General features: G+C 36.7%; 14 protein-coding genes and 1 other annotated feature. Of the genes, 1 reads left to right on the forward strand and 13 read right to left on the reverse strand.

The genetic code is table 11. The features are described 5' to 3' along the window. Positions 1 to 78 precede the first annotated feature (78 nt). From G6Q10_RS05045 to G6Q10_RS05075, 7 genes are all read right to left on the reverse strand, one after another. Entirely contained in the window at positions 79 to 3,255 is a 3,177-nt protein-coding gene (locus G6Q10_RS05045; protein WP_163653655.1) for an MMPL family transporter, read from the reverse strand. Continuing rightward, positions 3,255 to 3,710 (reverse strand): MarR family winged helix-turn-helix transcriptional regulator, encoded by a 456-nt coding sequence (locus G6Q10_RS05050; protein ID WP_163653657.1) that lies wholly within the window; start codon positions 3,708 to 3,710, stop codon positions 3,255 to 3,257. Before G6Q10_RS05050 ends, G6Q10_RS05045 begins: the two co-directional genes overlap by 1 nt. 78 nt (positions 3,711 to 3,788) lie before the next feature. Continuing rightward, a complete protein-coding gene (locus G6Q10_RS05055) occupies positions 3,789 to 4,337 on the reverse strand; it encodes an ECF transporter S component (RefSeq protein ID WP_163653660.1) in 549 nt (182 codons plus the stop codon). Then, entirely contained in the window at positions 4,327 to 4,704 is a 378-nt protein-coding gene (locus tag G6Q10_RS05060; RefSeq protein WP_163653663.1) for a DUF4430 domain-containing protein, read from the reverse strand. Before G6Q10_RS05060 ends, G6Q10_RS05055 begins: the two co-directional genes overlap by 11 nt. Before the next feature lie 103 nt (positions 4,705 to 4,807). Next, positions 4,808 to 7,216, reverse strand: coding sequence for a phenylalanine--tRNA ligase subunit beta (gene pheT, locus G6Q10_RS05065; RefSeq protein WP_163653666.1), 2,409 nt, complete (start codon positions 7,214 to 7,216; stop codon positions 4,808 to 4,810). Then, a complete protein-coding gene (gene pheS, locus G6Q10_RS05070) occupies positions 7,217 to 8,269 on the reverse strand; it encodes a phenylalanine--tRNA ligase subunit alpha (RefSeq protein ID WP_163653669.1) in 1,053 nt (350 codons plus the stop codon). It lies immediately after the preceding gene. Between the two features lie 47 nt (positions 8,270 to 8,316). Then, positions 8,317 to 8,548: a binding site (T-box leader), on the reverse strand. Positions 8,549 to 8,609: 61 nt separating this feature from the next. Beyond that, entirely contained in the window at positions 8,610 to 8,936 is a 327-nt protein-coding gene (locus G6Q10_RS05075; protein WP_163653672.1) for a winged helix-turn-helix transcriptional regulator, read from the reverse strand. 149 nt (positions 8,937 to 9,085) lie between these two features. On the opposite strand from G6Q10_RS05075, the gene G6Q10_RS05080 reads away from it, so the two are divergent. Further along, positions 9,086 to 9,442, forward strand: a complete 357-nt coding sequence (locus G6Q10_RS05080) for a DUF6054 family protein (RefSeq protein WP_232057790.1) — start codon at positions 9,086 to 9,088, stop codon at positions 9,440 to 9,442. 1 nt (position 9,443) lies between these two features. On the opposite strand, the gene G6Q10_RS05085 is transcribed toward G6Q10_RS05080, so the two are convergent. From G6Q10_RS05085 to G6Q10_RS05110, 6 genes are all read right to left on the reverse strand, one after another. Next, positions 9,444 to 10,205, reverse strand: a complete 762-nt coding sequence (locus G6Q10_RS05085; RefSeq protein WP_163655753.1) for a TrmH family RNA methyltransferase — start codon at positions 10,203 to 10,205, stop codon at positions 9,444 to 9,446. 56 nt (positions 10,206 to 10,261) lie between these two features. Then, positions 10,262 to 11,344: a M42 family metallopeptidase gene (locus G6Q10_RS05090; RefSeq protein ID WP_163653675.1), complete on the reverse strand. Its 1,083-nt coding sequence runs from the start codon at positions 11,342 to 11,344 to the stop codon at positions 10,262 to 10,264. Between the two features lie 151 nt (positions 11,345 to 11,495). Then, positions 11,496 to 12,431 (reverse strand): glycoside hydrolase family 73 protein, encoded by a 936-nt coding sequence (locus tag G6Q10_RS05095; RefSeq protein WP_163653678.1) that lies wholly within the window; start codon positions 12,429 to 12,431, stop codon positions 11,496 to 11,498. Between the two features lie 217 nt (positions 12,432 to 12,648). Continuing rightward, on the reverse strand, positions 12,649 to 13,389 hold the full coding sequence (locus tag G6Q10_RS05100) for a glucosaminidase domain-containing protein (protein WP_370519542.1): 741 nt from the start codon (positions 13,387 to 13,389) through the stop codon (positions 12,649 to 12,651). 253 nt (positions 13,390 to 13,642) lie between these two features. Continuing rightward, on the reverse strand, positions 13,643 to 14,113 hold the full coding sequence (locus G6Q10_RS05105) for a threonine/serine exporter family protein (RefSeq protein WP_163653683.1): 471 nt from the start codon (positions 14,111 to 14,113) through the stop codon (positions 13,643 to 13,645). 9 nt (positions 14,114 to 14,122) lie between these two features. After that, a complete protein-coding gene (locus G6Q10_RS05110; protein ID WP_163653685.1) occupies positions 14,123 to 14,881 on the reverse strand; it encodes a threonine/serine exporter family protein in 759 nt (252 codons plus the stop codon). Positions 14,882 to 14,886 lie beyond the last annotated feature (5 nt).

Genomic DNA, 14,886 nt, shown 5'->3' on the forward strand with positions numbered 1-14,886 from the left:
GTGAGAACCGGAAGTCTGGCCAACTGCTTCAATACGAGCGCGCTTGTCGCCGATTTATTTTGTGTATGTCAACAAACCTTAACGATCGCCACGGCGCCATGTAAATGGCCACCAATTCCCTCTACCAAACAATTTCACCATGACTGGTACAAATAGTGGTAATATCACAAGCGCGTAAAGTACCAATCCGATTAAAACAATTGTTGCGATAATAAGAAGTGACAATACTCCAGCTGGCATCATTGCGGCAAATGTTCCACCAAGAATAATGACTGCTGAGAAAATCACGCCACCCATATTTTTCATTGTTAAAATCATACGTTCTTTAATTGGCATGCCTACATACTCATTAAAACGATTCATCAAGAAAATCGAATAATCAATACCCAGCGCAACGAGTACAACAAAGCCAAAGAACGGAGCAGCCCAAGTGATTCCATTTTGTCCAAGCATTCGGACGAAAATGATTTCCGTAAAGCCAAGCGCTGTAAAATAAGTTAAGACAAGCGATGCAATCAAATAAATTGGCATAATAATCGATCTGAGTAAAAGAACTAATGTAACGAAAACACTCGCAAGAACAACGATTAAAACAAGGTGATAATCGGCACTCGACATTTGTTTCGTATCATGATTCATACTCGTCATTCCACCAATACCAATATGAGCATTTTCTAGCTTTGTTCCTTTTAAGCTTGCATCTAGTCGATCGTTAATTTGATCCATTGCTTTCATTGCTTGATTGGAATAGGGGTTCTCTTTTAAAACAACATTGATTGTGGCAAGTTTTCCATCATTTGAAATATACTGTTCAAGCGCTTTTTGGTAATTTTTATTTTGCATGAGCTGATCAGGTACATAGATTCCTGAGTTGGCATAAGGTTCTTTTGACCAGTCAGAAATTAAGCTGTTTGCCGAATTCAAGCCTGTTTTCACTTGACCAAGACCGCTTGCTCCATCTTTTAAACCACTTGTTAACTGACCAATTTGTGATCCCATACTGGAAAAACCTTTAGAAAGTTCATTTTGGCCGGTTGAAATTCGGTCGAGAGCAGCCGTAATTTGTGGCATCTTACTAATCGCTTGATCTTGTCCAGCAGCTGTTTGATTTAGGCCTGTTTCAAGCTGATTTAAGCCCTGTTCTAATTGAGCCAGTCCTGAATCAAAAGAATCAAGGCCATTTGCGATCTGCGTTGATTGTTCATTTAATTGTTTCATCGCGGAAGAGAGGCTCGAAATATTTTGATTTAATTGTTGTAGTTGCGTTTTCATGGTAGACATTTGTTTTTGTAAATTTTGCTGAAATTGACTAGTCGCCCCATTCAAACCTTGAATATTTTTCCCAAGTTGTACAAAGCTTGAGTCCGTTGCAAGTTCCGGATGTTCTTTTGCTAGCGCTTGGTAAGAAGCAGCTACTTTTTTCATTTGGTTTTCTAACGCGCTTGTATCGATGGCGGGTTGATTGCTACCACCAATTTGATTTAAGCCATTTGCCACTTTTGTTAAATTTTGCTGAACTTGGCGATAGCCAGATTGGATCGCTTTTTCTCCAGAACGCAATTTAGTAAGTTCAGCTCTTGCTTTTTTCACACCATCTTTTAAATCGCTTGCACCCGCTGCCCCTTGTTTGATCCCCGTGGAGATTTGAGTGAAAGCTTTTTGCAAATTGTTTATACCGTTTTTGGTTTGATCTGTTCCATTTTGTAAACCATCTATTCCTGACACAGCTTGATTTAATTGTGGTGTCGACTTATCCAACTGTTGGCTTGCTGAGTTCAAGCCTTTTTGTACTTGTCCGATCCCATCGTTCGCTTTATTCACACCTTGATGAACGCCACTTGCTTGGTTATTAACATAGATATCTTTTAATCTTTCGCCAGCAGGTCGACTTGCACTCATGACCATGTCCACGTTTTTTAAACCAGCTAAGTCGCTAGAAATTTTTTCGATTAGTGCAATGTATTCGCCCGTTTTCATATTGTCATCATTTTCGAGAAAAATTTGCGTTGGTGCAACTTTTCCAGCGCCAAAACGATCAGAAACAATTTCAAATCCTTTTTTAGATGGATATTTATCACTAATTTCATCAAGTGAGTTAAAATTTTCCTGCCCTGTGTACAAGATAATTGGTGGAATTGTGATAATGGCAACGATAAGTAGTGCTATTAATGGGCGTGCAAAGGCGAAGCTCCCAGCAAATCCCCATAATTTATTTTCTTTGTGCTCGATATTTTTACTTAATGGCCAAAATAAATAACGTCCTAGTAGTACCATAAAAAAGGGTACAATCGTGTAAAGTCCAAGAAGTAAGACAACGATGCCCACGCCTACAGCAACAGCAGAACGATAAAGGTCAAACTGGACAAAATAAAGTGAAACAAAAGCAACTAAAACAGCAATCGCGCTATAAATGACCGTTTTCCCTGCTGTTTTATAAGTGGTGACGATCGCATCAGGTGCATTGCCTTTTGCTCCAAACTCTTCTTTAAAACGACTCATTAGTAAAATACAATAATCGGTACCGATCCCAAACATAATACATACCATAAAAATTTGCGTATAAGTAGAAACAGGAAAGCCTAAATATTTCACTAGAAAAGCAACAATACTTTGTGAAGCAAGATAAGTGATACCCACCGTTAATAACGGAATAAGTGGTGCTACAACTGAGCGGAAGACAAGAAACAGAACAACTAAAATAAAGACAACCGTAATTCCTTCTGTTTTATGTAATCCGTCTTCTGAACCTTGGATAACATCTTCTTGAATTAAAGCATTACCGGTTAAATAGTGCGATATTCCTTTAATTTCCATCTTTTTATCAAGATCGCTACGTATTTTTTTCACAGACTTATTAGAAGCGTCTATTGTTAACGAAGCAATCATCGTTTTACCATCTTTTGCGATAAATTGATCTTTTGAATCTGGTTGGTTAAAACTTGTCATCATTTCTGTGACATGATATTGTGCTTTATTCTGTTCAATTGATGTTAGCTTTTTTTCAATTTGTTTAAAATCATCTTTTGTTAGCTTTTTATTTGATGTATACACGGCGAGATATTGTTCGCCTTCTTTATTTGAATCATGCTTTTTTTGTAGTTTTTTAGCAATTGATGAAGCATAACCATCTGGTAGTTTAATTTCACCATTTTCACGCACAAGATCATTCATATTCGGCGCTGTAAAAGCTAAAACGGCGACAAGAATAATCCAAAAAATAGCAACAAGCCACTTAAAACGCATTACTTGTTTCATTAATTATTTTCCTCCTTAACATGTTGGAACACTTCGGTTGTAAATTGGCTATATAGATGAACAAATTGGCTGCTTTCTTCGTCACCAAGTTGATTCAACCATGTAGCGATCAGTCGCTCTACTACTTGTTCACATTTCACAGTAAACGCTGCTCCTTTATCTGTCATACTGACAATCATCGATCGTTTATCACTCAAATTAACTTCTTTTTTGATATATCTTTTTTCTTCTAAATGTTTGATTTTAGAAGTAATGGCGCTTTTATTTACATTTAAGCGTTTAGCCATATCTGTTGCACTAATCCCATCTGTTTTTTTCAATTCACGCAAAAAGAAGAATTGTTCAGTGGAAATTTCGCGGTCTAAACTGTTGATGATTTCACTAATATCTTTTGTTGCTCGAATATAGGTGGTTTGATAACTATCGATTAATTGCTGGACTAAATGTTGTTCCATTTATTCACCCCCTGAACTATTTTATTATACCCTCTGAACCAATTTTTGTACACTAAAAAACTAGCTCAGTAAAAGAAGCTAGTTTTTACGATATTGAATGAGCATTTTATCTAGAAGTGGAAATATAACGGGTGCAAGAATTAGATAAAAGCAAGCATTGCCAACTGCATGATAAAAATCAAACAACACCCCACTTGCATAATAAATTCCAAAATACCATACCCCATAAAGAGGAATCTGAGTTAATGCTAAAATAAAGCCGTATAAAAACCCACAAAAAGCAGCATAAACCATCATCCAATACATGGGAATGCGTGCAAAAAAAGGCCGAATAACAAAACTTGTTAACATAACAATGATCGCATAACCCAAGATTTGCCCCATCGTCCAAATTCCAAAGCCTAAAAGTAAGTTTGAAATGACAATAACAAGTGTTGCATAGACAAAACCATAACGCATACCAAGTAAAATCGTCAAAATAATCACAAGTGAAGTGACTGGCTGGACATTAGGAATAACAGCAAAAAATAAGCGTAATATAACGGTTAGAGCAGTCAGAATACCTAGAAGCGCTATACTTCGAATATTCATCAATGACACTTGATGATATCGATTCTTAATTTGCATGGAGATCCCAACTTATTTGATCATTCTTATGGAGAGTTACTTCTTTTGCGCCTTTTGGTGACGGGCGATGATTAACATCTAGCATCCAGTATTTTCCTTGTTTTTCATTTTGGGTAACATGATTAATTGATTGAATAAAACCGTTATCTTCTTTTATTGTGAATTCTTGTTTCATGATACGGTAAAGATTGCTTTTATCCTTGACTTGTAACGATTTCTTGGCGACCATTTGCTTGCCATGATCTTTGGTTACCGTAATTGTAACATTGATTTTTTTACTCGTTTCACCTTTACTACTACAAGCAGCTAAACTAACAACCAACAGAATCATGATACATGTCACGATAAAGCACAGCCCTTTTTTCATAGCTAACCTCCCATTTTCATTTTGGAAAAAAGCCTGGGGGATAAATTAGTGTAGCAAGCGCGTTAGCTTATCACCGATTAACCCCTCAAACTTTTTCTTCTTTTTAGCGTATTACAGCTCCTACTTTTTCAATTAAAGCCTTCGTAATTCTTGTGTTTTGCTCGGTTACTTCTTCTTCTACTAATGTGCGTTCAGGATCGAAATAAGTCAGTGTATAGGCCAAGGACTTCTTATCTTCTCCAAGGCTTTCTCCTTCAAAAATATCAAATAACTTAACAGCTTGTAGAAGTTCTCCTCCATTTTCAAAAATGACCTGTTCAACGACAGCTTGTGAAATCTTCTTATCAACAAGAAGCGCAATATCTCTTGTCATTTCAGGGAAATGTGGGATTGGCTTGTAAACTACTTTTGTTTTTTGAGCTAGCAGAACAGGTGCAAGATTGATTTCAAACACGTATGTTGCGGTTAAATCATATTCTTTTTGGCTTGATGGATGAATTTGTCCAATAAAGCCTATTTCCGTTTCGCCTAAATAGACATTAGCTGTTCGACCTGGGTGCATATCCTTTCGCTCAGTTTGCTCAAAACGAAGGGGTGAAGTGAGACCAAGCTGTTCTAGTGTATCTGTTAAAATACCTTTTAAGATAAAGAAATCAACAGATCTTGTTTGCTTTTGCCAATCTTCGTCGTGCCAATCTCCAGTAATAAGTGCTGCTAAGTGTTCTTCTTCAATTGGCAATTTATCGCCTTCTTGTTTATAAAATACATGCCCGAGTTCATAAAAAGCGATATTTTTATTTTTTCGTGCAAAATTATAACGTGCAGCTTCTAATAAGCCAGGGATAATGCTTGTTCGTAAATGGCTATGTGCTTCACTCATTGGCATAGCAATGCTCACTGCTTGTTCATTTGCCGTTGCAAAGCGAGTGGCTTCTTTTTCTGATGTCAATGAATAAGACAAACATTGTGTTAAACCAGAAGCTTCTAAATCATTTCTAAGTACACGTCTGGCTAACTGATTCGGAGTACGTCCTCCAGTTGTTGCCGTTTTTGGAAGCGTTGCTGGAATCGCATGGTAACCATAAATCCGTGCAATTTCTTCAAGTAAGTCGGCTTCAATAGAAATATCCCAACGCCTAGATGGTACAATAACCGTAAATTCATCTTTAGAAGCAGTGATATCAAAACCTAATCGCTCAAAAATTTGTTCAATCTCATTCATTTCAATGGATGTGCCAAGTAAGCGATTCACACGGGTTAAGCTTGTCGTAATTTCATTATGATAAGTGGCGCGCTTATCTTCTTCTACGACACCGCCAACAAGTTTTCCATGACTTAATTCAGCAATTAGAGCTGCTCCGTGTGCTAAAGCTTGTTCTACTTTCCACGCATCGCTGCCTTTATCATAACGAATGCTCGCTTCTGTCCGAAGACCTAATTCACGTGAAGTACTGCCAATATAATGACTATCAAAAATAGCGCCTTCTAGTAAAACAGTTGTTGTATCTGCTGTCACTTCAGAACTTTCACCACCCATGATACCAGCAATGGCAAGTGCTTCTTTTCCATTTGTAACAACAGCATTTGTAACTGATAACTGGCGTACTTCTCCATCTAATGTTGTTATTTTTTCACCTTCGTTTGCCAACCGAACAACAATTTGATCGCTACCTAATTGGTCATAATCAAAAGCATGAAGCGGTTGACCATAAAGCAGGTTAATATAATTGGTCACATCTACAACATTACTATGTGGACGAATTCCTGCTTTCATTAGCCGTGCTTGTAGCCATAGTGGTGAAGCGGTAACTTTAATATCTTTTACCATTTTTACAGCATAATAAGGGACTGCTTCTTCTGCTTCTACAGTCACGCTTATTTCCGAACGAATTTGTCCACTTTCATTAACGTCTGGTTGTTCTAGTGGCAGCTGTTTTTCATGAATAATGGCCCCAACTTCATGAAAAACGCCAATCATGCTAAGTGCATCCGCTCGGTTTGGTGTAATCGCCATATCTAGCACTGCATCATTTAAACCAAATAAGCGGATGGCATCTGCACCAACGATCGCTTCATCTGGTAAAACAAAGATACCTTCTTGATAAGCTTTAGGTACTACTTTCAAAGCAAAACCAAGCTCTTGTAAAGAACAAATCATTCCTTCTGAGGTTTCACCGCGTAATTTTGCTCGTTTTATTTTTAAGCCTCCAGGAAGACGTGCACCAACTTTAGCTACAATCACTTTTTGACCAGCTTTGATATTTGGTGCGCCACAAATAATCTGTAATGGTTCAGGTTCATCCGTTTTTACCGTTGTTTTACTTAATTTGTCAGCACTTGGATGTTTTTCGCATGTTAGGACTTCACCGACAACAATATTTTTTAGACTTGCATCTAATTGATCAACACCTTCAATCTCAATTCCAGTACGTGTAATCGCTTCAGCAAGTTCTTCTGGATTTAATTTTAGATTTGGAAAGAATTCTTTTACCCAATTGTAAGACACTAACATTTAGTTTTCCCCCGTTTCTTTTACGGAAAATTGATTTAAAAAGCGTAAGTCATTGGTATATAAATGACGAATATCATCGACAGCATATTTCAACATCGCCACTCGCTCAGGTCCTAAGCCAAATGCAAAGCCGCTATAAATTTTAGAATCGATGCCGGACATTTCAAGGACATTTGGATGGACCATCCCCGCGCCAAGAATCTCAATCCAGCCAGTCCCTTTACATACTCGACAACCTTCTCCCCCGCACTTAAAACAGGAAATATCCATTTCAACCGATGGCTCAGTGAATGGGAAAAAACTTGGGCGTAAACGAATTTCTCGTTCCTCTCCAAACATTGTTTTAGCAAGAACAGTAAGCGTTCCTTTTAAGTCAGCAAAAGTAATATTTTCACCAACAACTAAACCTTCAATTTGCGTAAATTGATGAGAATGGGTGGCATCATCATTATCCCGACGATAGACTTTCCCAGGACAAATAATTTTAATTGGACCGTCTTTAAAATCGTGTTTTTCCATTGTTCGCGCTTGTACAGGAGAGGTTTGTGTTCGTAGTAATGTGTTTTCTGTAATGTAAAAACTATCTTGCATATCGCGAGCTGGGTGACCTTGTGGTAAATTTAATGCTTCAAAATTATAATAATCAAGCTCTACCTCGGGCCCTTCTGCAATTTTATACCCCATGCTAATAAATAGATTTTCCATTTCTTCAATAACTTGTGTTAATAAATGAGCAACGCCTTTTTTTACTTTTGTTCCTGGAAGCGTCACATCAATCTTTTCTTGTAAAAGCTGTTTAGAAATGGCTTCTTCTTCAAGGATAGCTTCTTTTTTTGTGATTTTTTCAGTTAAAGCCGTACGAACTTCATTGGCTTTTGCTCCAACAAGTGGTTTTTCATCAGCTGGTAACTTGCTCATTTGCTTCATGATCTCTGTTACTGGGCCTTTTTTTCCGAGATATTTTACGCGTAAATCATTTAATTCTTTTAGATTTACAGCTTTGTCAATTTCCTCTTTTGCGTTGTTCAACAATTTTGCTAACGCTTCAAGCATTTCAAACACTCCTTTTCTTTTTAAACAAAATAAAAAACCTCTATCCACAAAGGGACGAGGTTTGCTCGCGGTACCACCCTCATAAAAATGACATTGCATTTTCACTTCATTCATGTTAACGATCAATGGCATTGACCGGCCTGCCTTTTGAAATGATCTCCCGGCAGCAACTCCAGAGCTGAAATTTTCACAACAAAGGCATGTAAAGTGGCTTCCAGTCTTAGACCACTTCTCCCTGTACTTTAATAAGTTGTTACTTGTCTCTTTCATTGTCTTTTTCATTATGATTTACTAGCTATTATAATATGGGATTCAGAAGTTTTCAAGTCATACACTAGAGCTATTTATTTTCTAGAGAGACCCATTTATCCGCCCAGCGTTGAACTTGCTCCATTACTTCTTTAAGATCTCGCCCTTTTTCAGTTAAATCATATTCGATTCTAACAGGTGTTTCGGGATAAACGTGACGAATGACAATATTTAATTCTTCAAGCTCTTTCAAGCGTTCAGCTAAAACACGATCGCTCATTTGTGGAATCTCAGCAGCGACTTGCTTAAAACGCTTTGGTCCTGTCAAAAGCACGCTAATAATTAAACCTGTCCACCTTTTACCAAGAAGTTGAAATGCTGACTCAAACTTCGGACAAACTTTGCATAATTCAGCCATTACTCTCACCTCTTTTTTATTGTACCACAAATAAAGGTGCAAAGTAACTAATGTATTTCATATTACTTATTTTTAGTAAGCAATGCTTTTCATTGCAAAATAAAATAACAAAATTTAAAATGAACGTAAGAATAAAGAAGGGGTGAAAAATGATGACTGTTTATCGTTATATTGTCAAAAGTACAACCCAAGAAACCATGGATTTACTTAAATTATCACAAAGTTCAAGTACCCCCGTTTTTGAAGAAATTCGCACAGTAATTGGGGACCACAAACTTGCAACACTTGCTTACGAAAAATATGGCTTTTATACAAATCAACCAACGTCTCTCTTTATTACATTACACGATTTTTATGATCAAGTAGAAGTTACCGTTATTTCAACAACTCATGCCAATCGTGGCTTATTTAATTTTGATTCTATGATTGCTGCAAACTATATTCGTAGTGTAAAAAAAGCCCTTCATCCTGTCCTCATTAGCGAAACAAAACTAGCTGATAGATAAACTATTTTTCTCTTAATGCGTAAAGCAAAATCCCTGCTGCAATCGCTACATTTAAAGATTCACTTTTTCCGTAAATTGGGATGTATACTTTTTGAGAAAGATAGTGAATGACTTCATCAGAAATGCCCTGCCCCTCATTTCCTACAACGAGTGCTAAGGTTTGCTGCGGCTTTATTTCGTTATAAAGTTTGGCTTCTTGATCAAGCACAGCTCCAAAAATGGGAACACCTTCTTCGTTTAACTGTTCGATCCAATCCATTAAATCACCTGAAAGAACGGGAATATGAAAATGACTTCCTTGGGCTGAACGGATGACTTTAGGATTATACAAATCAGCGCTTCCTTTCCCGATAATCACTGCATCATATCCAGCAGCTTCAGCCGTTCGAATTAATGTGCCTAAATTTCCTGGATCTTGAACAGCGTCCATTAATAAAAACTTTTTCCCATAAAGAAGCATTAATTCCGGGTCTATCATATCAACGACGGCAAAAATCCCTTGTTCTGTTTTTGTATCACTGATGGCATGGCTTACTTCTTTTGATACAACAAAAACATTTGTGTCACTTGTATTTAAATCCATTGTTGCATAGAGCTCTTCCGTCAAGATAATGTCTCTAACCAAACCATCTTGTTTCAAAGCTTCTTCAACTAAATGATGCCCTTCTACTAAGTAACTACCTGTTTTTTGCCGTCCTTTATGCGTTTGTAGTTTACGCCATGTTTTGACATGCTCATTTTTTGTAGACTGAATAAATTCCAGCTTGATCAACCTCCCTTTCGTATATAATGAACGCGTTCATTCGTTTACTTCAAAGTTTATCTTCTCATGACGAGTTGTTCTACTTTTTCTTGATCAAGTCGTTTAATGACTTCAGTGGTAAGTTTCACAGTATTGATAAAATCATCATAGTGTAAAATTGAGGTGTGAGAATGAATGTAACGTGTCGCAATGGTAATTGGAAGTGACGGGACGCCATTTCCCGTTAAATGAATGGAGCCTGCATCGGTCCCACCTTTAGGAATCGCTTCAAATTGATACGGGATACGAAGCTCATCAGCGATATCTGTAACCAAATCACGAAGTCCTGGATGGCTTACCATTGAAGCATCATAAATCACAATTTGTGGACCTAATCCTATTTTACTTTGTGCTAAATTGGCAGAAATACCAGGTGTATCTCCAGCAATTCCTACATCAAGAGCAAAACCAATATCAGGCTGAACAAGATGAGTGGCTGTTTTTGAACCTCTTAAACCAACCTCTTCTTGCACAGCACCGACACCATAAACGATATTAGGATGCTCCTCTTTTTGTAAAGCTTTCAAAACCTCAATAATCACAGCTAGACCGATTCGATTATCCCATGCTTTAGCAAGTAAATATTTTTCATTGTGCATGACGGTGAAATCACATACTGGCACAATCATGTCTCCTGGTCTAATCCCAGCATCTAGTGCCTCTTTTTGGCTGGATACTCCTATATCAATGAACATGTCTTGAATCGCTACCGTTTTTTCACGCTCGCTTAGAGTCATGATATGAGGTGGTTTTGAACCAATGACGCCAATAATTTCTGCATGGCTTCTAGTCACGATTGTCACTTTCTGAGATAACATCACATGCGGAACCCATCCACCAATGGGCTGAAACTTAATAAAACCGTGTTCATCGACTTGTGTTACCATAAAGCCTACTTCATCTAAATGGCCAGTAATCATAATTTTCGGGCCTGTCTTTGTCCCTTGTTTTTTAGCAATGAGACTGCCTAAACCATCTTGCATGATTTCATCTGCAAACGGTGAAATATATCCGTTAAATAATGTGCGTACCTGATCTTCGCGCCCAGCAATTCCCTTAGCTTCAGTAAGTGTCTTTAACATTTGAATTGTTTCTTTCATTTTACTTTTCCTCCGTCGTGGATTAAAATCATTCAACGGTTGTATTATAGCAAAAAAGAATCAAAGGTACGATAAAAAAGAATATGCCACTATTTTAGTTGGCCATATCCTAAAAAATGAGAAGGTGCTTCTCCTAAAATGAGTTCTATCTCTACATATTCATGTTCATGATGCTAAAGATGCTAACCAAGCTAAAGATAAGCCAGTGAGGTTGATCTGTAGATGTTTTGGCAACGGCTTTTTCTTTACTATTTTCAAGAAAAGACAATTGCCCTGTCTCTTTTTCACTAATCCATCCAGTTAAATCGTTTGCTTGAATTTTATACCAAATTTGATTTTCTGGGGTAATTTGACATTTTTTGATGAGTTTTACTTTATTTGTATGTAATTCTGTAATCTGCTTAGAATTAATAATTCCAGTAGGTTCACTATATACTTTTACCTTTTTATTTTTTTCAAACGTTGCTATGCCAGAAACAGCTGCTTCATTGATTTTTTTACTTTCCAGTTCATGGTCATATTTTGTTAGATTGAAATTTTTGATTAAGTAAATAATTTTTTCCTTATATTTTGGATCAGAAGAATAGCCAGTATCCCCTAGAGCACTTGCAGCTGAAATATAATCACTTTGATTGATTACGCCATTATAAAGATTAGGATTCCAACTTGTGCCTTGTGTAAACAATAATGCGTGATCAAAAATAGAGTCATACCAACTTGGATAAGCTCTAAAATCTGCTTTGATTTCCACCCAATCAGAATCAATACATTCTTTTGTCGACATGTTAATCGAACGTCCGCGATAAGCACCTTTTATTCCAAATAAATTTTTTCCTTTTTGAGCTAGTTCGCTTTTCCCCCAATTGGACTCTAAGATTGCTTGAGAGATTGTGATGCTTGCTAAAATGCCATACTCTTTTTGCAGTTTGATTGCATGAGGTGCAATTTCATTAACAAATGCCACTTGTTCCCCAGTCATGTTTTGTTGTTGCTCAGCGGCCTGAATATGAGACGGCCAAGAAAAAAACGTCAATGATATCCCGAAAAGTGATATTTTAAATAAATACTTTTTCGCAAATTGTAACATAATTATTTTTGCCCCTCCCTTTTTTGCGGCCCTTTCATTCTAACAAAACTTCTCTGCAATCTATATTTCTTTTTGGTAACAAATATTTCAAATAATAGTAAATATAAGGATTTCCCAAGCTTTTTTTGGCTGAAAAAATTTTTAGTTCCATATTAAAAAACTAGCAAATTAGGTCTTTTGACTCACAAATAAGACAGCTATTTTGCTAGTTTTTTTATTATTTTTTAGTGATTTGTCCACTTTTAACCCAGCCAACAACTTTATCATCGACAGCAAATTGGTACCACAATCCATTGCTTGTTTTTGCCTCGCGAACAAGTTGTAATTTATCACGGCGATAGAAGGTTATTTTTTCTACTTTTTGCGCTCCTACTAATCCATAGGGAACACTCCATACCGTAGCATCGGCATCTTTGTTTACTTTAGCATATTCTGAAATTTTTTTGGTTGATAAAAGTTGGTCAGAAATCTTATCATAAATACTTAGTTGATAGCGCTCAACGATGTCAACTAATTTTAATGCGTAGTCAGGATCCGTTGCATAACCAGCACTTTGTAGCGCTTTGGCGGCTAATTTATAATCTGTTGCCTGAATAACAGGATGGTATTTGGTTTTATTCCACGACGTACCGTTTACAAATAAATTAGCATGCTCATCTAAAGACTCGTTCCAATCACGATATTTGCGAAAATTAGCCTTGATTTCAATCCATTTACCGTCTGTATATTCTTTTGTTTTTAAATTGATCGTTGGCAAATTTTCTTTCCCTTTCACACCAAATAAGTTATTGGCGGTTCTGGAAAGTTCACTTTCACCCCAATTTGATTCTAAAATTGCTTGAGCCAATGTAATACTTGTTAAAATGTTCGTTTTTTGTTGTATTTCTTGTGCATGTTTGGACAGTTTGTTGATAAAAGCTTGTTGTTTTGTCTTATAAGCTGGTTCTGGAGCGGTTATATCGAGGTAAACCTCACGAATAAAAGAAGCAAGAACACCAATAAAGATGATTAAAATCACTATGCCAGAGATTGTCAGCAGTCTTTTCTGCTTTTTTTTCTTTGTTAATTTTTTGTATTTCAAATCAAAGGCCTGCCTTTCTCATAGACTTATTACAAGCATACGCTAAATTTCTTTATTTCGCAATTGTCCCTGTTAACTTTTAAACGGTCTTTAAAAAACGAGAATAGTCTTTCTTTTTTAGAATGGCTGTTTATTTTAATTTAAGTTTGCGCTTTGTTTTCCTTGAAGAAATGAGATTTTTAGCCATTAAAAAAATAATATTTCCAATTGTAATCCCACAAGCTAACGCAACAGCTGAAGCAATGACATCAAAAAAACGTGCAGAGGCTGTAGCGCTATTACCCATAAATAAAGCCTTAAAGACCTCATAAAAAGTAATTCCTGGTACAACTGGAACAAGTCCAGGAATGAAAAAGACGATAGAAGGGTATTTTTTCCAGTAGCTATAAATATAACTTAAAATACTTAAAATAAGGGAACAACAAAAGCTCGTAATAAAAATGCCATAACCCGCTTCATTAAGTAAAAAGAAGCCAAGCCAACCAGAAGCTCCAACCACTCCTCCAGTAATAACGGTCTCTTTTGGAACACGACATAGCATTCCAAAAGAAATCGAAGCAATGAAGCTAAAAATAAAATGATAAATAATAATAAGCATCATCACATCTCCCTAATTAAAGATAATAAAAACTAAAGCGACACCTAAACCAAGTGCTGCTGCAATAAACAAACTCTCAACCAAGCGGATAATCCCTGAAATATACTGCCTACTCATCAAATCTCGAATTGAATTTGTAATCCCGATTCCTGGAACAAGTGGAACAACTGTGCCAATCATCGTCATATTGATATTTGCTCCAACAAAATGAAAGACTAAAAAACCGACCAAACCGCTTAAAAAAGTTGAAATAAACTCGAAAATAAATGGATAGTCCGCTTTTTCGGTTAATTTTTGAAATAGCCAATACGCTACTACTCCAGCAATGATACTACTTGGTAAATCAACAAATTTTCCGCCAAAAATAAGAACAACCGAACCGCTCAATAAAGCAGTAAACAAAAGCCGCTTAGACAATTGATCCTGCTTTTTGTTAGAATCAAGTTCTCCTAATAACCGTGCGAGTTCAGAGAAAGTAATTTTATCATCATGATAATCGCGAGAAACTTGGTTGACAAACACAATCGTTTCCAAATTATAGCCACGTTCATCAATTCTTAAAAAACTACTTTCTTCAAGGTTAGTCTTTACAAATACACCGGAGAGCGTCACATAAGTATAATAACTCTTTGTACATTCATTTCCCAAGCTTTTCCGGATAATTCGTTCCATTGTATCTTCTACGCGTGAAATTTCAGCGCCGCTTTCAAGAAGTAATTTTCCTGTTAGTAGTGCTGTTTGGATGATAAACGCATGGTTTGTTTTCTCCATAGCCA

It is taken from the genome of Listeria sp. PSOL-1, assembly GCF_902806445.1.
GTDB lineage: Bacteria > Bacillota > Bacilli > Lactobacillales > Listeriaceae > Listeria.

Excerpts from the sequence above, each read along its gene's own strand:
- G6Q10_RS05045 (WP_163653655.1), bottom strand. The coding sequence starts at position 3,255 with ATGAAACAAGTAATGCGTTTTAAGTGGCTTGTTGCTATTTTTTGGATT.
- G6Q10_RS05050 (WP_163653657.1), bottom strand. The coding sequence starts at position 3,710 with ATGGAACAACATTTAGTCCAGCAATTAATCGATAGTTATCAAACCACC.
- G6Q10_RS05055 (WP_163653660.1), bottom strand. The coding sequence starts at position 4,337 with ATGCAAATTAAGAATCGATATCATCAAGTGTCATTGATGAATATTCGA.
- G6Q10_RS05060 (WP_163653663.1), bottom strand. The coding sequence starts at position 4,704 with ATGAAAAAAGGGCTGTGCTTTATCGTGACATGTATCATGATTCTGTTG.
- pheT (WP_163653666.1), bottom strand. The coding sequence starts at position 7,216 with ATGTTAGTGTCTTACAATTGGGTAAAAGAATTCTTTCCAAATCTAAAA.
- pheS (WP_163653669.1), bottom strand. The coding sequence starts at position 8,269 with ATGCTTGAAGCGTTAGCAAAATTGTTGAACAACGCAAAAGAGGAAATT.
- G6Q10_RS05075 (WP_163653672.1), bottom strand. The coding sequence starts at position 8,936 with ATGGCTGAATTATGCAAAGTTTGTCCGAAGTTTGAGTCAGCATTTCAA.
- G6Q10_RS05080 (WP_232057790.1), top strand. The coding sequence starts at position 9,086 with ATGATGACTGTTTATCGTTATATTGTCAAAAGTACAACCCAAGAAACC.
- G6Q10_RS05090 (WP_163653675.1), bottom strand. The coding sequence starts at position 11,344 with ATGAAAGAAACAATTCAAATGTTAAAGACACTTACTGAAGCTAAGGGA.
- G6Q10_RS05095 (WP_163653678.1), bottom strand. The coding sequence starts at position 12,431 with ATGTTACAATTTGCGAAAAAGTATTTATTTAAAATATCACTTTTCGGG.
- G6Q10_RS05105 (WP_163653683.1), bottom strand. The coding sequence starts at position 14,113 with ATGATGCTTATTATTATTTATCATTTTATTTTTAGCTTCATTGCTTCG.
- G6Q10_RS05110 (WP_163653685.1), bottom strand. The coding sequence starts at position 14,881 with ATGGAGAAAACAAACCATGCGTTTATCATCCAAACAGCACTACTAACA.